Origin of the sequence: Mesorhizobium sp. B2-4-14 (assembly GCF_006442155.1) — a bacterium.
Taxonomy (GTDB): Bacteria; Pseudomonadota; Alphaproteobacteria; order Rhizobiales; family Rhizobiaceae; genus Mesorhizobium.
Genome location: NZ_VFVA01000014.1, coordinates 16,949 through 36,538, shown reverse-complemented (window position 1 = coordinate 36,538; position 19,590 = coordinate 16,949). Strand labels below are relative to the sequence as shown.

Annotated in this window: 21 protein-coding genes and 1 pseudogene; 11 read left to right on the top strand and 11 right to left on the bottom strand. The window is 59.5% G+C overall.

Features of this window, described 5'->3' with window-relative positions; all coding sequences use genetic code 11:
- Positions 1 to 2 precede the first annotated feature (2 nt).
- Positions 3 to 1,193 (top strand): VWA domain-containing protein, encoded by a 1,191-nt coding sequence (locus FJ938_RS14570; protein WP_140694821.1) that lies wholly within the window; start codon positions 3 to 5, stop codon positions 1,191 to 1,193.
- Between the two features lie 104 nt (positions 1,194 to 1,297).
- Positions 1,298 to 1,702: a peptide-methionine (R)-S-oxide reductase MsrB gene (gene msrB / locus FJ938_RS14565; RefSeq protein WP_140608365.1), complete on the top strand. Its 405-nt coding sequence runs from the start codon at positions 1,298 to 1,300 to the stop codon at positions 1,700 to 1,702.
- Between the two features lie 70 nt (positions 1,703 to 1,772).
- Here the strand turns inward: msrB and FJ938_RS14560 are convergent, their stop codons facing one another.
- Positions 1,773 to 2,117 carry a hypothetical protein gene (locus FJ938_RS14560; RefSeq protein WP_140694818.1) on the bottom strand — a complete coding sequence of 115 codons (345 nt, stop codon included), beginning with the start codon at positions 2,115 to 2,117 and terminating at the stop codon, positions 1,773 to 1,775.
- A 174-nt stretch (positions 2,118 to 2,291) separates the two neighbouring features.
- On the opposite strand from FJ938_RS14560, the gene FJ938_RS14555 reads away from it, so the two are divergent.
- A complete protein-coding gene (locus FJ938_RS14555) occupies positions 2,292 to 2,798 on the top strand; it encodes an arsenate reductase ArsC (RefSeq protein ID WP_140694816.1) in 507 nt (168 codons plus the stop codon).
- Positions 2,799 to 2,827: 29 nt separating this feature from the next.
- On the opposite strand, the gene FJ938_RS14550 is transcribed toward FJ938_RS14555, so the two are convergent.
- Together FJ938_RS14550 and FJ938_RS14545 are read right to left on the bottom strand one after the other, a co-directional pair.
- Positions 2,828 to 3,283: a hypothetical protein gene (locus FJ938_RS14550; protein WP_140694813.1), complete on the bottom strand. Its 456-nt coding sequence runs from the start codon at positions 3,281 to 3,283 to the stop codon at positions 2,828 to 2,830.
- Between the two features lie 170 nt (positions 3,284 to 3,453).
- A pseudogene (locus FJ938_RS14545) lies at positions 3,454 to 3,570 on the bottom strand (GapR family DNA-binding domain-containing protein); the annotation flags it as partial.
- A 565-nt stretch (positions 3,571 to 4,135) separates the two neighbouring features.
- Between FJ938_RS14545 and FJ938_RS14540 the strand changes: the two are divergent.
- From FJ938_RS14540 to FJ938_RS14525, 4 genes are all read left to right on the top strand, one after another.
- On the top strand, positions 4,136 to 4,939 hold the full coding sequence (locus tag FJ938_RS14540) for a TIGR04255 family protein (protein ID WP_140694811.1): 804 nt from the start codon (positions 4,136 to 4,138) through the stop codon (positions 4,937 to 4,939).
- Between the two features lie 146 nt (positions 4,940 to 5,085).
- Positions 5,086 to 5,511, top strand: a complete 426-nt coding sequence (locus FJ938_RS14535) for a hypothetical protein (RefSeq protein WP_140694808.1) — start codon at positions 5,086 to 5,088, stop codon at positions 5,509 to 5,511.
- Positions 5,512 to 5,554: 43 nt separating this feature from the next.
- On the top strand, positions 5,555 to 6,373 hold the full coding sequence (locus FJ938_RS14530; protein ID WP_140694805.1) for a hypothetical protein: 819 nt from the start codon (positions 5,555 to 5,557) through the stop codon (positions 6,371 to 6,373).
- Positions 6,374 to 6,926: 553 nt separating this feature from the next.
- The gene (locus tag FJ938_RS14525; protein ID WP_140694802.1) at positions 6,927 to 7,334 is read left to right on the top strand and encodes a hypothetical protein; all 408 of its coding nucleotides are present in this window, start codon (positions 6,927 to 6,929) and stop codon (positions 7,332 to 7,334) included.
- Positions 7,335 to 7,344: 10 nt separating this feature from the next.
- Here FJ938_RS14525 and FJ938_RS29495 read toward each other — a convergent pair whose 3' ends face one another.
- Together FJ938_RS29495 and FJ938_RS29940 are read right to left on the bottom strand one after the other, a co-directional pair.
- A complete protein-coding gene (locus FJ938_RS29495; RefSeq protein ID WP_181169101.1) occupies positions 7,345 to 7,509 on the bottom strand; it encodes a hypothetical protein in 165 nt (54 codons plus the stop codon).
- Between the two features lie 1,367 nt (positions 7,510 to 8,876).
- Complete coding sequence (locus tag FJ938_RS29940; protein WP_246673329.1) at positions 8,877 to 9,326, bottom strand: hypothetical protein; 450 nt, start codon at positions 9,324 to 9,326, stop codon at positions 8,877 to 8,879.
- A gap of 576 nt (positions 9,327 to 9,902) precedes the next feature.
- Between FJ938_RS29940 and FJ938_RS14515 the strand changes: the two genes are divergently transcribed.
- Positions 9,903 to 11,174 carry a hypothetical protein gene (locus FJ938_RS14515; protein ID WP_181169100.1) on the top strand — a complete coding sequence of 424 codons (1,272 nt, stop codon included), beginning with the start codon at positions 9,903 to 9,905 and terminating at the stop codon, positions 11,172 to 11,174.
- A gap of 665 nt (positions 11,175 to 11,839) precedes the next feature.
- On the opposite strand, the gene FJ938_RS14510 is transcribed toward FJ938_RS14515, so the two are convergent.
- Together FJ938_RS14510 and FJ938_RS29490 are read right to left on the bottom strand one after the other, a co-directional pair.
- A complete protein-coding gene (locus FJ938_RS14510; protein WP_140694797.1) occupies positions 11,840 to 12,691 on the bottom strand; it encodes a hypothetical protein in 852 nt (283 codons plus the stop codon).
- A 457-nt stretch (positions 12,692 to 13,148) separates the two neighbouring features.
- Positions 13,149 to 13,298: a hypothetical protein gene (locus tag FJ938_RS29490; protein ID WP_181169099.1), complete on the bottom strand. Its 150-nt coding sequence runs from the start codon at positions 13,296 to 13,298 to the stop codon at positions 13,149 to 13,151.
- A gap of 200 nt (positions 13,299 to 13,498) precedes the next feature.
- On the opposite strand from FJ938_RS29490, the gene FJ938_RS14505 reads away from it, so the two are divergent.
- Entirely contained in the window at positions 13,499 to 14,578 is a 1,080-nt protein-coding gene (locus FJ938_RS14505; RefSeq protein WP_140694794.1) for a DUF4238 domain-containing protein, read from the top strand.
- Between the two features lie 9 nt (positions 14,579 to 14,587).
- Entirely contained in the window at positions 14,588 to 15,181 is a 594-nt protein-coding gene (locus FJ938_RS14500; protein ID WP_140694791.1) for an SOS response-associated peptidase, read from the top strand.
- 2 nt (positions 15,182 to 15,183) lie between these two features.
- Here FJ938_RS14500 and FJ938_RS14495 read toward each other — a convergent pair whose 3' ends face one another.
- From FJ938_RS14495 to FJ938_RS14485, 3 genes are all read right to left on the bottom strand, one after another.
- Positions 15,184 to 15,519, bottom strand: coding sequence for a hypothetical protein (locus FJ938_RS14495; RefSeq protein WP_140694788.1), 336 nt, complete (start codon positions 15,517 to 15,519; stop codon positions 15,184 to 15,186).
- Positions 15,516 to 16,985, bottom strand: coding sequence for a hypothetical protein (locus tag FJ938_RS14490; RefSeq protein ID WP_140694785.1), 1,470 nt, complete (start codon positions 16,983 to 16,985; stop codon positions 15,516 to 15,518). The genes FJ938_RS14495 and FJ938_RS14490 overlap by 4 nt, the downstream gene beginning before the upstream one ends.
- A 222-nt stretch (positions 16,986 to 17,207) precedes the next feature.
- Positions 17,208 to 17,954, bottom strand: coding sequence for a hypothetical protein (locus FJ938_RS14485; RefSeq protein WP_140694782.1), 747 nt, complete (start codon positions 17,952 to 17,954; stop codon positions 17,208 to 17,210).
- A gap of 159 nt (positions 17,955 to 18,113) precedes the next feature.
- Here FJ938_RS14485 and FJ938_RS14480 point away from each other — a divergent pair, with 159 nt between their 5' ends.
- A complete protein-coding gene (locus FJ938_RS14480; protein ID WP_181169098.1) occupies positions 18,114 to 18,575 on the top strand; it encodes a hypothetical protein in 462 nt (153 codons plus the stop codon).
- A gap of 69 nt (positions 18,576 to 18,644) precedes the next feature.
- Here FJ938_RS14480 and FJ938_RS14475 read toward each other — a convergent pair whose 3' ends face one another.
- Positions 18,645 to 19,463, bottom strand: coding sequence for a hypothetical protein (locus FJ938_RS14475; RefSeq protein WP_140694779.1), 819 nt, complete (start codon positions 19,461 to 19,463; stop codon positions 18,645 to 18,647).
- Positions 19,464 to 19,590: the final 127 nt, after the last annotated feature.

Here is a 19,590-nt window from a genome sequence, read left to right as displayed (position 1 = left end):
TTATGTTCATCCCCTTCTTCCTCGAGCTGAAAGCCGCACGTGTTCCCGTTTCGCTGCGGGAATATCTGTCGTTGCTAGAGGGGCTTGAAGCCGGGCTGGTCGACTACGATGTCGAGGGTTTTTACTACCTCGCCCGCACCGCGCTGGTGAAGGATGAGCGCCACATCGACCGCTTCGACCAGGTGTTTGCGCATATCTTCAAGGGCGTCGAGGCCTTGGGCGGCCCGGATGCCGTCGATGTCGCCGACATTCCCGAGGAATGGCTGCGCCGCCTAACTGAAAAGCACCTGACCGAGGAAGAGAAAAAGCTGGTCGCAGCACTTGGCGGTTTCGACAAGCTGATGGAGACGCTGAAGCAGCGGCTCGAGGAACAGAAGGGGCGTCATCAGGGCGGCTCGAAATGGATCGGCACCGGCGGCACCTCGCCGTTCGGCGCCTATGGCTACAACCCCGAAGGCGTGCGCATCGGCCAGCATGAAAGCCGCCACAGGCGTGCCGTGAAGGTGTGGGACAAGCGCGAGTTCCGGAATTTCGACGATGCGGTCGAGCTCGGCACCCGCAACATCAAGATCGCCTTGAAGCGGCTGCGCCGCTGGGTGCGCGAGGGTGCTGAGGAAGAATTCGACCTGCCCGGCACCATCCATGCCACGGCCGAGCACGGCTATCTCGACGTGCGGACGCGGCCCGAGCGCCGCAATGCGGTGAAGCTTCTGATGTTCTTCGATGTCGGCGGCTCGATGGATGACCATATCAAGAGCGTCGAAGAGCTGTTTTCGGCCGCCCGCGCCGAGTTCCGCCAACTTGAATATTTCTACTTCCACAATTGCCTCTATGAGGGCGTGTGGAAGGACAACCGACGCCGCCATGCCGAGACGGTTCCGACCTTCGATCTCATCCACAAATACGGGCCGGACTATAAGGTGATCGTCGTCGGCGATGCCTCGATGAGCCCCTACGAGATCGCGCACCCCGGCGGTTCGGTGGAGCACTGGAATCCGGAGGCCGGCACCGTCTGGCTCGGCCGCCTTCTGCGGCAATGGCCGAACGCGGTTTGGCTCAATCCGGAGAGCGAAAAGAACTGGGACTATACCCATTCCATCGCCATGATCCGCGATATCTTCGGCGGCCGCATGTTCCCGCTGACGCTCGCCGGGCTTGAGGCCGCAACCAAGCAGCTTTCAAGGAAGCACTGAGCCCTCGGGACACATCGGTGCTGGGCAGGCGTGTAACAAATGCCTATGTTGACGCGAATATGAGGCTGCAACCAATAACGAGCCGCCAAGGCTGAGGAGATCAAATGGACACCCACACCTACCCCGTCACCCGCACCGATGCCGAATGGCGCGCCCGGCTGACGCCGGAGCAATATGCCGTCATGCGCGGCCATGGCACCGAGCGGCCGGGAAGCTGCGCCCTGCTCTACGAGAAGCGCGCCGGCACCTTTTCCTGCGTCGGTTGCGACCAGCCGCTGTTTGAATCCAAGTTGAAGTTCGAGAGCGGCACGGGCTGGCCGAGCTTCAACGACCCGGTCCCGGGCTCGGTGGAGACCACGGTCGACCGCAGCTACGGAATGGTCCGCACCGAATGCCACTGCGCCCGTTGCGGCAGCCATCTCGGCCATGTCTTCGAGGATGGCCCGCCGCCGACCGGCCTGCGCTACTGCATCAACGGCGTGGCCTTGAAATTCGAGCCGGCGGCCTGAACAGGGCCCGGTCGACATTTCCTGCGAAGGGCGGCTCCGGCCGCCCTTTTTCATAGGCAGGCAGCCCGCGTCAGACGACGACTGTCGCGATCAGCCAGAGCGCCGACCCCAGCATGACGAGCGAAGCCTTGGCGCCGCCAACTTTCTCGGCCGTCCGCCACACGGCCCATGTCAGGAAGATGTTGTAAGGCACCGGCGCGAAATGCACCGCCAGCACCAGGACAAGCGGCAGCTTCAGGCTGAGCAGGACAAGTGCCGCCACCGATGAGACGATGCTGATAGTGGTGGCTACGAAGACCATGTCGCGCCAGAACAAGCGGTCGAGCGGCACGGTGCCGCGCCAGCGCGAACGGAAGAAACCGGTTTTGTCGCCGATTCCCCTGGGCACCGCGCCCGATGGATCAAAGTCGTTCATCAATCGAGCCTCGCTTGAGTGCAACGCCGAAGGTTTCGGCCGCGTATCGACGGCAGGACGCCACGAAATTCGGCGCTGACAATGCAGAAATCTGCCGTCAAAGCGTGTACGATCACAGAACTGTGACACTCATCATATTCTGTCATTTGCAGCGCAAACACGGAGGAGTTCGCAATGGGCGACCATGTCTACAATGTCCTCTTTCTCTGCAACGCCAACTCGGCCCGGTCGATCATGGGCGAGGCCATTCTCAATCGTCTCGGTGCCGGCCGCTTCAAGGCCTATTCCGCCGGCTCGCGGCCGAAGGGAACCGTCAACCCCCATGCGCTGCAGCTGCTGGAGAGCCTGAACTACGACACGTCCTTCGCCAGGTCGAAAAGTTGGGACGAGTTTTCCAAACCCGGTGCACCGGAAATGAACTTCGTCTTCACCGTCTGCGACAGCACGGCCAATGAAAGCTGTCCGGTGTGGCCCGGCCATCCGATGACGGCACTTTGGGCGGTACCGGATCCGGCCAAGGCCGAAGGCACCGAAGCCGAGCGGCATTTTGCTTTCGCCGAGGCCTTTCGCATGATGAGCAACCGCATCGCACTGTTCGTAAACCTGCCGATAGGATCGCTCGATCGACTGGCTCTGCAGCAGGAGCTGGACGAAATTGGCCATGATGAGCGGTCAAACTGAAGCCGGGCAGCAAGGCACGACCGGAGTCGTCAGATTTGCGGCCGCCCGTCGTCTCCCAGCACCTCGACGACGGCGCGCTCGACGCGCGAGCATTCCGTAACCAGCCAGTCGGCCATCGCAGGCCAGTTGTCCTCGGCAAAGCAGTTGACCCGCCACATCGAGTTGATGCCGAGGCCCTCGCAACTCTGCTCCGGCCTGAGCCTCAGCCGGCCTTCGATCGCTGGCTGAAACGGCTTCAGCCGCGACCAGCTTTGCGTGGCGCCGAATTTCTCGTTGCGGCCGAAGAACACGCCGACATGGTTTTGCGCCGGCGCGACATACATGGAAAGGACCAAGGCGAAGTCGGGCAGCCCGCGCTGCCAGAACCAGGGCCCGCGCCGCGCCAGCCGGGCTCTCTCTTCCGGGTGACGCTCGGCGAACAGCGTCCAGAAGCCGCGATAGCGGAACTCCGAGGCCCGTCGGCCACCGAAGTCGAACTCACTCATGGCCGGGTGTCCCGCACATCCTGGCCGAGACCGTTTCGAAATTCGCTCCGGCGAGTCATATGGTGGTGGTTTCGAGAACCGTAGCGCAGCGGACACTTGGGTCCGTGAGCAACGGAAGCGCGGAAAACACCATCAGGTAGCCGCCGGAGTAGAGTTTCCAAACGGTCTCCTTACACCATGCCGAGCGCGGCCATGTACAGATCGAGGATGGCATCCTCCTCCTGGCGCTCGGCCTGGTCCTTCTTGCGCAGGCGGATGATGGTGCGCATCGCTTTTGTGTCGAAACCTTGTCTCCCCTACGCGATTCTGTCGCCCATCTCTCATGCCTCTGACTCCCCTCAAACCCACGCAGACCAACGGATTCCATCCAGGCACCATCTCCCCTAGGCGACACCGACCTGCGTGTGCGGGGGGCGGCGCGTAACTCAATAACGCTGTAGCCGCCCCCCGCATGCACGGTGGTTATAGATGGCATTGGACGCCTGAGAAAGCGCCGTCACCCCTTCGGCTCATCGTGCGGATATCGGTGAAAGCGGGACCTCGCCCATCCCGGATGGGTGTCCGTGTTGCACCCAACTGGCAGCCTTTGATATCGCCGCTGAAGGGGGCATCGCATTAGGCTTTTTTGGTGACCGGCGATCATGCCGAACTCGCGTGCCGCGAGGCAGAAAGCTATTCGACGAATGCCGTCTTTGGCCCTCGAGCCGAATCCAGCTTCCGTGACGACTGTCGAGAGTGTGCGATGAGCATCGGCTGGGCGGTTAACGCCGACTTCATTTTTCGCTGGCCTGATGTCCCTTGCGAGTGTTTACTTTTGTGTGTAGTGGTGACACCAACCCCGGGGAGAGGAAGATGGTTCGCTTCAGGCACGCGCCCGTCGAGTACGTGCTGGCCGTCCTGCGCTTCCCGCTCGTCTCGGACTTCGGGCGCTTTGCCAGCGAGATGCAGGCCCTCCTTGAGGCCGAGTATCCGCTGTCCAAGTCGTTCGAGGCCATGAACTATCGACTGGAGATCGGCCAGAACGGAATGCAGGTCACGGAAGAGAAGGCGCCAATGTGGCAGTTCTCTAGTCTGGATCAGCAGTGGGCGGTCATCCTTGGTGCGAACTTCGTTGGGCTTCACACGGTGCAGTACACGGACCACAAGGACTTTCTGGGCAAGTTTGTCCATACCGTCGGCCTTGCGATGAAGCCGGAGCGCGTCGGGGTAAAGGTCGTTGAGGGCTTGGGTCTTCGATATCTCGACCTCGTCGTCCCGGCGGAGGGCGAGGCCGCGGAAGACTACTTGGTGCAGGCCGGATTGCTGCCGTCAAAAATCTGCGGGGTCGATGGCCTCCAGGTTGTGGAAGGCATTCATGCTTGCAGCTACAAAACCAGTCGCGGCAACCTGCGCTTCCAGCTGCTCAGGAACCCGCCCTCGGTCTTCCCGGCCGAACTGGTCACGCCACTGACGATGGCCAACGGCTGGGCAGACAAGAAGGTCGAGAGCGACTTCTTCGTGATCGACACTGACCACGGATCCGACTTCCGGCCTCCAGTGCGGATCGGTGAAATCGATGTGCTGGAGAGCATGGTCGGCTTGCGGCAAGCTATCAGCGACATATTTCTTGCTACGGCAAGCGACCACGCTAAGGCGGTTTGGAACGGAGAGAAGTGATGGCATACGCAATCAGAAGCAGGGCTGCTCTCGCAACCGCGACGGCTGCCGGCATCGCGTTCGCAGGCAATCTCGCCTTTCCGTCCGCGCTCCGAATTCCAGCGCCGACCACTTTGGCCGCTTCGCCATGGGCACAACCATCGCAGGTGCGCGCCCTGACCGTGCAGGAACGGGTATCGGAGTTCCGGGACAACGGCCTGCCAGTCGCGGTGATCGCCGAGTTGGCTCAGGTCGAACGGAAGACTGTCTATTCATGGCTGGATGGCACGGCGACCCCGCGCCAGGAACATGAAGACCGCGTGGCGGCTCTCCACGAACTTCTCCAAGGGCCGTTCGGCGGCAACTACAAGGTGCTGCACCGAGTTTGGAAGTCCAAGGGCGGAGACGGGCTATCACTGCGTGATCTCCTGACGGCATCGAAGGTCGACTTCGATTCCGTCCGCGAAAAGCTGGCGGACATGGCTGTGACGATCAGCCGATACGCCAAGCTCGAGACTTCCAAGGACGGTCCGGCCAAGGTTTCGCGTGATAACCCGGCGATTAGCGAATCCTTGGTTGTCGACATAGGCTGAATCTGTTCTCCTTGAAGCGAATTTGGGCTTCTTGGGGTTTTCAGTGCAGGAACTGGGTGTCGCGGAGGCAGAACGCCTTTTGGCCGCGGGATGGCGGCAGGGTTCGGTCTTTCGGCCGAACGATCTTATTCCCCTTCCCGCGGGCTACGCCGAGGATGCCGTCCTAGTCGTCGTATCCCAATCCTGCACCGTTGTGTCCCAGACTTGGGACAAGGATCCTGTCGTTGAGATTGCGGTCGCCGTTCCGGGTAACAAACCTTTTGCGAAACAGCAACGTGGTCCCGAGGCCGTCGGAAAGAACTATCGCAGCCTCCTGATTCCGATTGCCTGTGGCGATGCTGATTGCCTGGCGATCGACGTTTATTCGAGGTTCTTCGTCCGCCGGCATGTGCTGCTCCAGTTCGAACCGGATATCGCGATTGGCAGCGCCGAAGCAGGAAGGCGGATCGCTTCCTGGATGGGGCGTCATTTCACGAGGGTGGCACTTCCGGACCGCCTCGTTACGCTGATGAAGGATCCGGTCTTGGCACCGCTCGAGAAGCACCTGAGGGCGAAGTTCGGCGAGGGGCCGGTTCATGAAGGGGTGCACGCGATCTGGGTGAGATGGGAACCCGACGACGAAGAAGGCCCGTACGAGATGGAGTTTCTCATCGCGTGCGAGGACGAAGACGCGGCGAACAACCTGGACGCGCTCCTGACGGATACGTTTGGGGACGAGGGGCCTGTCCGCATTAAGACTAGCGAGATGCGAGTCTCAGTGACTGTCACTAGCGCCGGCGGGACGACGCTCGCGGACATTGAGGGCCACTCACGCCTGTCGTTCTTCGACCACTTCACAAGCTTGGCGGAACCTGTTGCCTGACCGCAATCAGGTCGACATGATTCAGCTCTTCAAATCGGATGTTTTCGGACGAAGGGAGGCGTGCAGCTGACATCGACAGAGACCTGTCGGGGCTTCGTTAGAGGTGAAACCTCAAGGCTCCGCCATTGCGTTTGAGTCTTCGGTGTCGGGAGCCAACCATCATCTCGAAGTTGACCTCGGCGGCGACCTCTCGGCGACCAGAATCCGTTCGGCTTTGTCGAATTGGGTATGGAAATCGAGAGGGTGAGGCATGCACGCCAGGCACGCAGCTGGGGCCAACAGAATGACATCCTCTGCGGCGCACCGGATGCATGCAAAGAGAGCCCAGCACCCGACGAACGTGGCGCTATCGAGCTGATGAATAACCTTTTTTCCGGTTAGCGGCCGCGCTTGCTCGGGTCACTCTTCAGCAACCACGCCGGTAAGTCCGAGGCGCGAATCGGCAGTCTGAGATTGCGCATGTCGCTGATCGACGTCAGCCTTTCCTGGACGCGGCTAAAGGTGAGAAATCGCTGCCGCGAATCGGAAACGCAGCATCGAAATGGATGGCAAAATGGAACTTCAAGACAGCAACGCAGCATCGGCTGCGGAACATGAACTTAAGGTCGAGATCAAGCGGCATACGGTGAGCGACCGCACGTCAGAGATGGCCTTTGCCGAACAGCCGAAGCTCCCCGACTCGCTTCCCGTAGAGTACGGCGAGCTCGTGGAAACCGTCACGCTCGGGCCCGAGACCGGCGAGATCGCTAGATACGCCGCGCAGCATAAAGGAATCGCGGTGTTCCGCTGGGGGTGGTCTACCTTTGACCGCGACGACGACGACTTCGAGTCTCTCGAACAAGCGAGAGAGGACCTGGTCGTAAGGCTTCGTCTGGACATCGATGCCACGGAAGAAGATCGTCGGAATGCAGAGAATTGGCTGCAGCGAGAGCGCCGGAAAGCTGTCGATGCCGCTGAATGACAAGAACGTCTCAGTGATCGGAAGCGATCTGCCTCAATGTTTCTTCGATCGGGCGCTGGCTCGGGTTGAGAATCCGCTTGAGCAGCAGGTCGAGGTTGTAGCCGACGGCCGCGGATTCCTCATCAGGAGCCCCCCGGACCCGGGCTTTCTGAGCTTGATATGTCTGAACTGCCATACCGTACTGGTCCTGCGCAGGTGATTAAAAGCAAAGCGCGCTTGTTGCGTTTATCTAGTCGACGTGCCAAACGCTTTTGAGAGGGCGCGGTGGACGCCCTGTCAAAACAAAGACGCATACGCGACATCCACCACCTCTCCGCCAACGAATCAGTTGCGCAAAGTGCTTCGCATCCGGCAATTTTTGGACGTAAAATCCCACATCTGAGCCACGTCTTATCCAGATGGCAGCCTAACGACTATTGGATCGGCGAAGGGTCGAGCTTAGGCGACACCGACACGGGAGTGCGAGGGCGGCACGTAACTCATAACGCCGTAGCCGCCCCCGCATGCACAGTAGCACCTGGACGGAAGAATCGAGAGTGCCGCGTTCTGATTGGTAGGCGGGGCACCTCAGTCTCTTCCACCAATGCGGGGCGGTTGTCTCGATCGGACTGCGACTGCCTTATTGTGGCCAGCAGGGGATCCATCCAACCTGCTTGGAGAGCGGATGGAGAGCGACTGATGCCGACGGAATTGAACCCAAGCGAGCGGAATATGACAATGGTCACCAAGGCGTCGTGGGGCAGGACCACGGAGAACGATGATGGGACCGCACTGAGAGCGATGCTGCATGCTGAGGATCGTGGCTCTTACACCGTGCTAGCACGCTTCATGGCACGATATGGACAAAGACTAACGGAGTCGCCTGATTACGAAATCAGAGCGACCTACTTGGGATTGGCTGAAAGGGCCAGCAGCGCTTTCAACTACGAGGCGAAGCATGGCCGCCGCTCTCTCATGAAATGGGACCATTCGACCAACGTCGAATGGGTCAGGATCGGTTTGATCAAATTGACCGAAGGGGAACGTCGGTCCTTCGAAGCATGCAATGGCTCCGCGAGACCTACCGCGGAGGAAGCGGAGGCCTGCGGCTTTCCCAGTGTTCCTCTGCCGCATTCCTTGCATCCTCTGGCGAGTTGAATATACGCCGGGTATCGGGTCGCCGCCTGCATCAAAAACGAGGTACCAACTTCCGGTTTCGTCTTCCAGGGTCAGCATCGAATACCAATTGGGAAGAGCATCGTATCGGCAACGACGAAATCTGCGTTGAGCCAACCAAGCTTGATCTGGATGGAGCTTAGCGGCAAGTTCGCCCGAAATATGCTTGTCGCTGGAAAGAGGTACAGGAAGCTTTGGTAACATCGAATTTTCGGTGTTCAAGGTACCGGACTCCATCCTGTTCTGCCCTTATCTGATTCTTCCGACACTACCATGCCGACCGCCATTCCCTCGGCCGACATCCGAGGAAGTCATCTTTCCAGCTGACCTCAAGTCTCTAGGACATCGAGTCAGTTGGAGCTGAGTTCGAGGAAATCGACCTCCGAGCTATGCTTGGAGGAGAACGCCACCGTATTGCGCCCAAAGGCGCTCGCAGTCCCAGGCTCTCAGGCTTGGTGTCCCTTGTTCGCCGTACAGGACGATTGCGCCGCGAACATCGTATCCAAGCACCGAAGCGTTAGCGACGAACTGGATGGCTTGTCCTAAACTGATGGCACCGATCCGGGTTTCGATTTTGCCGGTTAGATCGATTACTCCGAAGATTTCCGCGGCCACGCCTCTTCCGGCCAAAACAGCCGACGAGACCGCATCGTCCAAGGCAAGGAGCATCCGGAGTCCCCCCGTAACCACCGCCAGCCTAAACTTCGATGCGCAAATTTGGTTCCCACTCCCGCGATGAATTTGGAATTCAGCGGCCTTTGGCTGACTGGTTCGCATCCCGTCCGCGAAAGGCGCACGCACATCGTGATCGTGTAAACCGTTGAGAAGGGTCGTCACGCACTACGATTCCCGCATTGTTGCCGCCCGGTTACAGCGCGAACCGACGGAGGTGCGAGAGTTCTGGATATTCCGACGGGCCATCCGGAACAGGTCCAGTTCGAGGAAGAAGGCCGTCGGCTCCGGCCGACGGGTTTTTTTGGGCCTGTCGCTTTCGAGTAAGAAGACGTCACTGGGAGCGGGACCAAGGCCCTGACCATGTTGGGAACAAAGATCGGATAACCGGGATATCGTTTGGCAAAAGCCCCCCAAACCGCCGCAGTGCTTTAACCGGAAGTCCGGTGAGGTCAGCGCGATCATGGGTAGAGGTGGAGTTGAACTAGGTATTTACGGGAGGCGATGGTTGCGAGTTCGCATAACGTTGCACCCAATCGCATTGTTGACAGGTGTTCAATGCCAGGTCAGAGGTTGACCGCAAAGGATGGGCGACTTACCGAACGAGCTATGCCCGCTCTCTCGAAAGAGAACATTCTCGGCGCTAAGCCCGGTAACTATCCGCCTCTTCCAGACGGCGTGTTCGGACCGCCTATGAAGCGGGGCCCGGAGTGGCCGGAATTTCCTAACCTGCGGATGGCCGTGGACTGGTTCAAGGGCTTCCTCACGCCGGAGGATTGGGAGCAGAGGCGGACAGCGGCATTCTTCCTTCTGCACCAGCGCACGCTCGGCATGACAGACCCCAACGTCCGGGGACGCTACTTCGACGATGGCGATACCTTCGGCTGGTATCTCTTTCTCGCAGAAGCTTTTCTTGACCATATCTGGAATTACGAGCCCATGTTCGGTTCGCGCGTGGTTCCGGTGTTCGCGGCCATCGGGCGCAACCTGCCGCTGATCCGGAACATCAAGAACGTCGACGAACGCGTGCATCGCATGGTGGGAGCGGACAGAAGGCAACCCAACGGCTGCGTCTTCGAGCTACTCGTGGCTGCCGCCTATCGCAGGCACGGCGCGAGCGTCGAATTTCGCCCAGAGCAGCGAGGTATTGCGCGATCTTGGGATCTCGACATCGTGCTCGGCGACAAGAAATACGCAGTCGAATGCAAGCGGATGGAGACGAGCGAGTACGGCGATCGCGAACGATCTCGAATGCGCGAACTGTGGCGCGACTGCTCCCGGTTGCTTGCCGCAGAGAGCGTGAGCGCCTTCTGCAACGTCGATGTCCGAGTCCCAGCAACAGAGGTTCCCGACGGCTACTTCGTGGAAAAGGTGAGGAAGTGGCGCGCCGACGGGCGGCCCTCGCTTCTCTGGAGCGACGAGCTGTCCGAAGGGGTGATAGGCGAACTGGACATGGATCCGCTACAGGATGTCCTGCAGCACAATGAGGTTCTCGCGGCCGGCACGCGCCTGCATGAACTGCTGGCTGGGAAGTACGTCCGACATGCGAACTACAATCAGGTCATACGGTACAAATGGGAGATGTCACCTAGATACATCTCTCACTGCGACCTAGCGATCCTGTTCCGTTGGAAGAACTCCTCGGATGCCTCTGTGAATTCCAAGGCCCGCGACGTGTTTCGGAAGCTGGTCGAAGCGCACGACCAGCTTCCAAGCGATATCGACAGCATCGTTCACGTCGGCTTCGAGGCTATCGAGGGGGACGATATCGAGAGAGCCCGCTACGAAAAAATCCTGGCGAGTGCGCAACGCTTCGATGCCGGAAACAAACCCTTGCGATACGCCTACTGCCACTACTTCATGCCCGAGAATCCGCCCGATCAGGCGTGGGCTTTCGACGAGACGGTCCAATGGGTCCCCATCGCTGGGGGCCAGCGGCGCCCCCTGACCCACCCTCTGCTCGTCCTTGAGGAGGACAGTAACATGGATCCCGTTCCGCCTTGGGAAAGGTAGGGAAACGAAATCTCGTTGACGCTCCGGATCGCACGGCAACCAACTATTCCGCAGTCGGCCATTTGGCCGGAGGCCGCGCTCTCCCCTGCTCGTGACATCGACACCAAGTTCTCGGGTGATCACGGCCGACGAAGTCTACAAGGCGACTGGTGTCCCTGGCACCGATTGCCGGGCAGCTATCAGACCCGACTCTTAACCGCTTTTCCGGTTACCTGGCGCTCGTGCCGCTGTCACCTTCCGGTAAGCACGCCCAGACCCTTGGACCCGACATAGCATTCCGCGCATTGCCTCAAGCGCCGCTCCGCACAGCGCGAGCAGTACCGACACCGCAATCACGGAGCGGATTGCGGTGTATAGCCCACACGCGGTCCCGACACGCACAGGGAAGCTCCTAGGCGATAAAAAGCAGAGCGCGCATGTTGCGTTTAGCTCGTCGATGTGACAACGCATTTGAGAGGGCGCGGTGGATGCCCTGTCAAAACAAAGACGCATACGCGACATCCACCACCTCTCAGCCAACAGATCAACTGCGCACAAAGCGCTTCGCATCCAAAGTGGTCTATAACGACCTGAAGAGCAGTGTATCCGCATAAGGCGCATCGCGCGGACCACGGCAAATCAGCAGTGACCGACTAGGTGTGCAGGTTCGGTGGGTCGGCCCGACGCTACCCGGTCGTGGCAGACGACATGGCAACGCTGACGAACAGCGCAATATCCAGCCCCACTTCGCCTTCGTAATGGCATGTCTTTACTGAGCGGTCGCTATGCCTCGACTGCGCAAATATGCTTTCGGCGGAGCGCACGAGCGGCAGGAAGCCGGTTCCGGAATAGTGCGGATAGAAGAGGTAGTAGCCCATACCCGTCGCGAGGAGCTCGTCCAACTGCTTGAAATTGGTCCTCGATATATCTGAGGAACCTCTTCGCCTCTCTTTTTTGGCTTGCATAAGCACGACTCTCAAGCGCGGGACACCATGGACGATCGCGCCCGTCACAATGGCCAGGTCGCTGCCCAGATAGTCTCGGTGCCCCTGCATGGAAGCCATGTTCAGGCGCAAATGGCACCCTTCCGGAAACGCGAGCTTCGACTGTCGCATTGCCGGGGCAACCTTGTAGGCCAGTATGCTCAACAGCGCCTCGATAAACCGTTCTGTTATCGTCTCCTCGTTCGAATGGCCATGTCTCCTCAGCACCTCATGGATCGCAACCTGCGTGGCCGAGTACAGCAGCCCGTTTACGGGATGGCGCCAGAGGCGGGGCTCGAGTGCGGCGTACTGATAGGCGAAATATGCACGTTCCGGGGCGGCAGGAATGTCTTGGCCCGTTCCTATGTTCATCGCTCTGTGCAAATGCTGGAATTTGCCCGGATCGGAAGCGATCTGGCTCAATGTTTCTTCGATCGGACGTCGGCGCGGGTTGAGAATCCGCTTGAGCAGCAGATCGAGGTTGTAGCCGACGGCCGCGGATTCCTCTGGAGTCAAGGATTCGGGAGCTACCATCCAGCCATCTAGTTTTGCCAACTCCAATTTCTCTTGGACATCGATAAGCAGATCGGCTGCAGCGGAACCCTGCGCGAGTTGACACCGTATCCTTTCCACCCAGTTCCACCCCCAAAAAAGAGAACAGGTGTTGAGGTAACGGAACCCGGCGAGGTTGGCAAACCGCCGCCCTTCAAGGGCGGCGGCAAAGGTCGCGGTGTCGATCGGACTACCCGCCTAATCGCCGCAGACAAAAACGACGCTAGCAACAATTCCTCACATCCGCGATCGACGACCGCTTCTCGCTCGTCGACAACCGCCGAGCATGCGAGGGATCGCTCATGAAACATTGAACGAGACCACCGCGTCCGATACCGACGGCTCTCTTATTTCTGGCCTGATGCGTCTTCGCTCTATTCCAGCCAGTTCCTCATTGGCAAGCCATCGTTTCCTTCATCCAAGGCGATCCTTATCCCTCGCATTCTTGCGTCGAACATCTTCACCACGCGACGACAAGAACCATGGCGAAGGCATAGAGCGCGAAGCCGAGGATGTCCTGAAAACCACGCCATAGACGCTTCAACCTAAGGGGCTTCCAGCGTGAACTCTTTTCGGGCGCAGCCACGGTTGAGGGGTCCACCATGGCCAAGGACCCGATCCTATACAACTAGGCGAGTCCCGGGGATCGGTCCACAAGGGCATAAAGCGAGAGGGTTCGCCTCTGCCTGTCCAAAGGCGAAATGCGACAGGTTTCGCCCCCTCCAGCGACACACCTTGTCGGCGGCAGGTTGACACGATCCGCACTGTCTCCTTACGTCTGCTGTTGGCAAACGTTGATCCCACGTCTGGATGCCTGAACATAAGAGCCACCATTACGTGCCGCAGATGTACATGCGTCTGTTTGCGCGCGTCGGCGACAACCGCATCGGCATCTATGTCATTGACCGTGCCAAGTTCATCCCCAATGCACCGATACGCGGTCAGGCCTGCCGCAACTATTTTTATGGAAAGGATCGGCGCGCTGAGCAGGCGCTTGGCTACATGGAGGGTCATGCTTCTAGGATCTTCGCTGAAGCGATCAATCACGCCAGGCTGCCGACACCGGGGAGCCAAGGTCATGAATGGCTTGTTTTCTATCTCGGCATGCAGCACGCCCGGACGGTAGGGGCAGCAGAACAGCACAATGAGGGTTCAGAAAAAGTCGCCAAGGCGATGCTCCGCCACAGGGCCAAACTCGAGGGGAATGGCGAGATCATCGCCGCGCTCGACAGAGTTCGGATCAGGCCGAGCAACGCGGTTTCCGAGCTGTTGAGGTACACGACGGTCGGCTCCAGACTGCTCGCCGATCTCTCGTTCATCCTCATCCGGAACGAAAGCCATACACCGTTCATTGCGTCCGACACGCCCGTCGTCCTCCACAATAAGCTTTACGAAGGCCAGCACATCAGCGTCACCGGCTACGCCAATGTGGGGTTACAGTTATTCCTGCCACTGGGTCCACAACTGGCTATCTTCGGTTTCGACAGCAAAGCCTACTCCGTGGAGACCGATGTAGGAGGTCTTGTGGAAGTCGACAATGCCTCACAGGTTCTGCTGATGAACGACCTCCAGTGGGAAGCTGCCCATGAGGTGCTGCTGGTATCGCCGGACATGTCAGAGCAAGCTTTGCAGGCATCGGCATTGGATTGGTCGTCGCGCCGTCGCAGAGAGCGAACGATCCTCCGCCAAGAGATCGTATACCAGTCGGACAGCGAGGCGCGAATGCGGTATGGATCAGGCGAGGCGCCCTCGAGGGTCTCGCTCGATCTTCCGTTCGTCACCTGCAAGCTGCCCAAGCCGGCACCGCTTGCCCCCTGGGAAATACCGCCGTTTCGTGACGCTGAGCGTGTCACTCGCGTCGACCGAGATCTTGGGAGTTTCGATGAATGAGGGGACAGTATGTGCAATGACTATGAGCAGCACGTCGCCTGGGCCGAATATTGCCGGATGATGGCCTCGCTGGCATTGAAGATTCCGGCACATCAAACCGAACTCGACCTTCCTCAGGCCGACGATATTCGCATCAACGATCCGGCACCGATCATGCGCGCCGCTGGGGATGCGATTGAACTGGCATCAATGACATTCGGGTTTCCGCCGACCGGCCCAAAGGGCAGCCCGGTGTTCAATTTCCGCTCAGAAGGGCGTCAGTTCGCCAACAGCAAGCGCTGCCTGGTGCCGGCATCGGCGTTTTTCGAATTCACCGGCACGAAATATCCGAAGGCGAAGCACCGCTTCACGCTAAACGGCGCGCCGTTCCTGGCGATCGCAGCCCTCTGGCGCGAGGCCGTCGGCAACAAGCCGCCCACGTTCACCATGCTGACGATCGATCCGGGGCCGGATGTCGCGCCTTACCACAATCGACAAGTTGTGGTCCTTCAGCCCGAAAACTGGTCGACGTGGCTTGATCTATCGAAATCGGAAAGCGAACTGTTGCGACCACTGCCGGCCGGGTCGCTGTCGGTGGAGACGGTGCGGCCCGAACGGTCCTAAGATCACTTGCGTAGAGCCTCCATCACACTGAGATGTCCGATTTCCAGAATGCGCTCGTAGGTGCCCTTGCGATGCCAGATGCCACGGGCGCGCCCGTTCTCCCTGTCTCGCTTGGGATCGAACACGATGCCCCCGAAGTGATCAAGGAAGGCCGCCGCGGCATAGCGATCAGCGAAGCAATGCAATCTCCATTGCTCCTGCTTGACGTCTTCCCAAGCCGCAATCACCGCCCTGGTCCGGCATTTCAGGCCGCGCTCCCGTAGAAAGCGCGTAACGAGCGTGTAGTTGTGATCGATGGAGATGTCGTCGGGCAGGGCGACCTGGTTGCATCGGGTCATAAGTTTGCACTCGCCCCGGATACCATCTGCTTTCGTGTGCGGGCCTTGAACGCCTCGTCAGCCAGCCATCGGCTCAGGGCCTCTCGCTCTTCAAGCGGCTCGATATGATGGTACACCCGAAGGTCCTCAGCCAGGTCGGCCAATCCTTCGGCACGAGGCCAGGAGTTCATTTTCAGCCTGACCGTGCTTAGCAAGGAATCGTAGCGACACCACGCTTCCCAGGCCGAGGCGTATGCCCCGTTGCTTAGTAGGCGCCGCTCGGCCTCTTCGAAGTCTAGGTCATGAACCCGGTGCGGCAACGCGCTGTTTATGCAGTCTCGCAGATCCGTCAGCTTAAGATACGCGGATTCCAGACTGCGGTTGCGCTGTCGCACCGAGCGGGAGATCTCAGAGCAGTCAGAACACAGGTGCACGGTGTCGTAGCCGCATATCCAGGCTTTGTTGGCAAATCCAGGAAATAGGCGTCGTCGGGCGGCAATCCTTTCGGGGTCGCGCTCATCCACGTATTCCTGATGCTCGCGTATGCCTCCCGTCCACTTGTTTTTGCCACTCCGGCGAAGCAATTCCCGTTTGCTTCGCCCGCAGACGGGACAAGTCCATTCCGTCGGCATCGCGTTCCAGCGTTTCGTGGAAACGGGGTCCGCGTATGCGGCGAATTCCTCGTCCGACGGCATTTCCACGCGCGATGTCACGCGGCCGAACGACAGAGTGGCGGAATCCCTAGATGTCGATCGCGCCAGGAACTCCTGCCTGTAGCCGGTAAGCTGGCTCCATCGCTCGTCATCTCGGACTTCGTCGATGAAGCCCTTCCTGAGGAGATCGTCGGAATCCATGCTCATCCACATCGGGCGAAGGCCGCCCTGGCCTGCGCGTTCGCTGGCAAGGAGACCATCGCCGAGTTTCACCAAGAGAGAGTCGAGCAACTCTACACGCGCCCGATGCCCCCTTTCCTGCTCGCGCCAGAGAGTAAGCGCAGTGTCGTAGTCGATGTCATGATCCGCGTTACGCCGGGGCCTGATGAACCTTGCTATCTCGGGAACTGTGAAGGTGAACCGTGGGTCGATCTCGGAGCGGTGCCGGGCCTTCACCTTTCCGTCGGCCGTGTTGCACTCCGAACAAACCATTGCTTCGCGGAAGCGGGAAACTATGTCCTCTATGGGATCGAGAACGTTAGTAGCTCCGGGAACGGCGGTTTCTCTCCAATCCGCCCCATAGAGCTTTTCGGCCTGCGGCCAAACCTCGTCGCGCATGTGGTCGTGGTGAAGCTCAAGCTTGGCTAGCAGAATGCCTCGCTTCGACAGTCGGAAAATCTCCGCCTTGGCGCGCCCACAGGACTGACAGCGCCAACTTGGCTCAACCAAGGCCCAGTTGTCGTTGAGGTCCAGCCCGATCGCCCCATTTTTGAGAACAGCGGCCTTGGTCTGCTTGCTCCAGCGGCCGTCGCGATCCCGGAAATGAAGCTGCATCTCCTCGTCGGACAGCTTCGATGGACGAGGAAAGATCAACGAAACCGACCACCAAGGGGAAGACGGATCGTGGCCAGTCTGGAATTCGGAATCGTCGTCTGGTTCCGCCCACTCGGGCGAGTCGCACCCCTCAGCCATAGTCGACGACTAGCACATGTGCTGGATCGAGCCTACCGGGAAGGCGAACGATGGTCGACGGCGGCGGAATACTGCGGCTTCGTCTCACCATGCCTGGGGCAGAAAGCTATCAGCCTGCAAGCGCATGGCCGCCAGCGTGAGCGCGATCGCCGTGTTGGCCGGCGGTTTCTCCATGTGCATATAGCCATCCGGACAGCGCCACGCGGCAACGCTCATATCGTCGTCTTCGTCGCGCTCAGGCTGGATGATGCGGGCATCGCAGGGTTCTTGGTCGATCTCGATCTTCCAGCCGGGAAGGGATTTCTCGGTAATCTCGGCTGCATCGGGCAAACTGCCCGTGAGATAAGGTAGACCCAATTCAACGGCTTCTTCCGGCGTGCCCGGTTCGTTGATCCACCCCATGACATAGCAAACGTCGATGTCGAGTTGTCGGTCGGGACCGGTGGCCGTTTCAAGGCGTTGAACGATCTCCCGGTAGCGCCGCTGTCTGTCGGGCCAAGTCGCGAGATTGACAGTTTTCACCTTCGGTTCGACGGGACCGATCCCTAAAACCCTGTGAGCTCGAACGACCTTGTCCTCCGACCATCCAGCGCAGCATGCCTCGCAGGCGGCGCGCTCGGCCTCGAACCAGACGCTGGCCGCCGCATCCTGTTCCTCAGTCGGCTCCGCGTCTTCGGGAAATCCCTTCATGTCCCATAGCTCGACCGCGAGCATGCCGCTTGCGGCATCCTCGTAGGAAATCCCAGAGCTTTGGAAAACGGCCTCTGCTGCGGCTACCCCGCGAGCGAGTTCTTCATGCGACGCACTTTCAATGACCAATCGAAGCGGCATTTTCGCCTCCTGTGACTGTGCTTCCGCCAGTGAACAAAAACAGAACAAAGGAGTCAAGAGGCACTTGACCAGACGGGAAAATGTTCCTTATTCGTTACGATCTCGGAGAGCGGAAAAGGGACATGTGGACCCCGTTGAAAGACGACGATCGGCGAAGCCATGGCGAAGACGGCAGAGGACAATTTCCGGATCGAAGTCTGGGACCGCGAGGAAAAGGAGCTCGTGGAGACGATCAGCCGCTCTCCCGATTCTTCGATCAGCCAGGCCGCCTGGCAGGCGGCGATACGGCGTCGGCCCGGCATGCTCCTGATCCACTACAACAGCCGCCATGTGATGGAGAAGCTCCTGACGCCAGGCGACATACCCGTCGAGCCCCGGACGATCGTCGACGGCAGCGTCCACGCAGGCCTGGACGTTTCGCTTGGGGATCTGCGGGAATGGCACACGCTCAGGGCGTGGTGCAAGAACTGCGGTCATCACGCTCAGGTCAAGGCGGCAGGCCTCATTAGGCGGTACGGTAAAGGAGCCTTGTTGAGCACGGTCGAAAGAGCGCTCTTTTGCACCAGCTGTGATCGCGGCGGGCCCGTGCGGATTGAAATTCACAAGCTGCCACGGAACTAGCCGCCGCCTGCGCGCGAACGCGGCAGCGACTGAACGATGCCTCACCTACACGAGTTCGATTCGGTAGCGTCATCCGTGCGCGATAGCTTCCAAGGCAGCGACCAAGTTTGCATGGATCCAACGCGCTTTCTCATCGGCGGTCATGAAGCCGTCGAAGTAAGAGGCATAGACGCAGAAGCTCAGGTCGATCATGTCATTGCTCATCCTGTCCATCCGCCTGACGGGCTGGCTGCCGCTGCTGATCCACCAAAGCAGATGAATGACGAGCCCGAGCGCATATCGAAAGAGATAGGTTCGAGCGATGCGATTGTCTCCAAGGTCCTGCCATGGCAGGCCGTATGTGTGCGCGAGAGTCTCCCATATCTGCATGGCGGCACCGTAAATGGTTTCCATCATCGCGGCCGGATACTGCCTGCTCGTCCTGATGATGCGGATTTCGGCCTTGGTGAACATCTGCTCTTCCATTTCGGGCAGAGATGCCGCGATTTCGACGGCACCTTCAATCAGCTCGGGAAGCAGGCCGTTCGCAAAACTCCAGTGACCGTGGACTTGCTTCAAGACGGCCGCATCGTCGACCGTGGCGCTTCTGAATATAGCGGCCATCTCACGAATGCTGTCGGCTGTTCCCTTGAACTGCATACGGTCACGCAAGTCCGGCTCAATCGGGTCTAGCTGGATTATCTCGCCGTTGGCGCGCAGCAGGACAAGCTGATCAGGGAAGTCGCCTACGACGGACAGGCCGTGTTTGATGGCTTCCACCGTTTGCTGCTTGTAGATTTCGATCCAGGCATAGTCGGCGAGCACGGCGAAGTTGTGCGGGCTCCCCTGAAGATAGGATCGCAATTCCTGCGATTGCAGCATGCTGCTGTCGATGACCAGAAACGGCAAATCGACCCCCCAAATTGCGGCACAAATCGTCGACCTTCTTTGCATCAGTCAGACTCGTGCGCCAGCTACCTCTTGCTCAACGCAACCTGCTGCCAAGCGCATCAAACTCCGAATGACGAAGACGAGG

Coding starts and splice junctions, on each gene's coding strand:
- FJ938_RS14550 (WP_140694813.1), bottom strand. CDS start 3,283: ATGAGTGAGTTCGACTTCGGTGGCCGACGGGCCTCGGAGTTCCGCTAT.
- msrB (WP_140608365.1), top strand. CDS start 1,298: ATGGACACCCACACCTACCCCGTCACCCGCACCGATGCCGAATGGCGC.
- FJ938_RS14540 (WP_140694811.1), top strand. CDS start 4,136: ATGGTTCGCTTCAGGCACGCGCCCGTCGAGTACGTGCTGGCCGTCCTG.
- FJ938_RS14495 (WP_140694788.1), bottom strand. CDS start 15,519: ATGACCCGATGCAACCAGGTCGCCCTGCCCGACGACATCTCCATCGAT.
- FJ938_RS14570 (WP_140694821.1), top strand. CDS start 3: ATGTTCATCCCCTTCTTCCTCGAGCTGAAAGCCGCACGTGTTCCCGTT.
- FJ938_RS14480 (WP_181169098.1), top strand. CDS start 18,114: ATGGCGAAGACGGCAGAGGACAATTTCCGGATCGAAGTCTGGGACCGC.
- FJ938_RS29495 (WP_181169101.1), bottom strand. CDS start 7,509: ATGGCAGTTCAGACATATCAAGCTCAGAAAGCCCGGGTCCGGGGGGCT.
- FJ938_RS14560 (WP_140694818.1), bottom strand. CDS start 2,117: ATGAACGACTTTGATCCATCGGGCGCGGTGCCCAGGGGAATCGGCGAC.
- FJ938_RS14490 (WP_140694785.1), bottom strand. CDS start 16,985: ATGCAGCTTCATTTCCGGGATCGCGACGGCCGCTGGAGCAAGCAGACC.
- FJ938_RS14500 (WP_140694791.1), top strand. CDS start 14,588: ATGTGCAATGACTATGAGCAGCACGTCGCCTGGGCCGAATATTGCCGG.
- FJ938_RS14525 (WP_140694802.1), top strand. CDS start 6,927: ATGGAACTTCAAGACAGCAACGCAGCATCGGCTGCGGAACATGAACTT.
- FJ938_RS14505 (WP_140694794.1), top strand. CDS start 13,499: ATGCCTGAACATAAGAGCCACCATTACGTGCCGCAGATGTACATGCGT.
- FJ938_RS14485 (WP_140694782.1), bottom strand. CDS start 17,954: ATGCCGCTTCGATTGGTCATTGAAAGTGCGTCGCATGAAGAACTCGCT.
- FJ938_RS14555 (WP_140694816.1), top strand. CDS start 2,292: ATGGGCGACCATGTCTACAATGTCCTCTTTCTCTGCAACGCCAACTCG.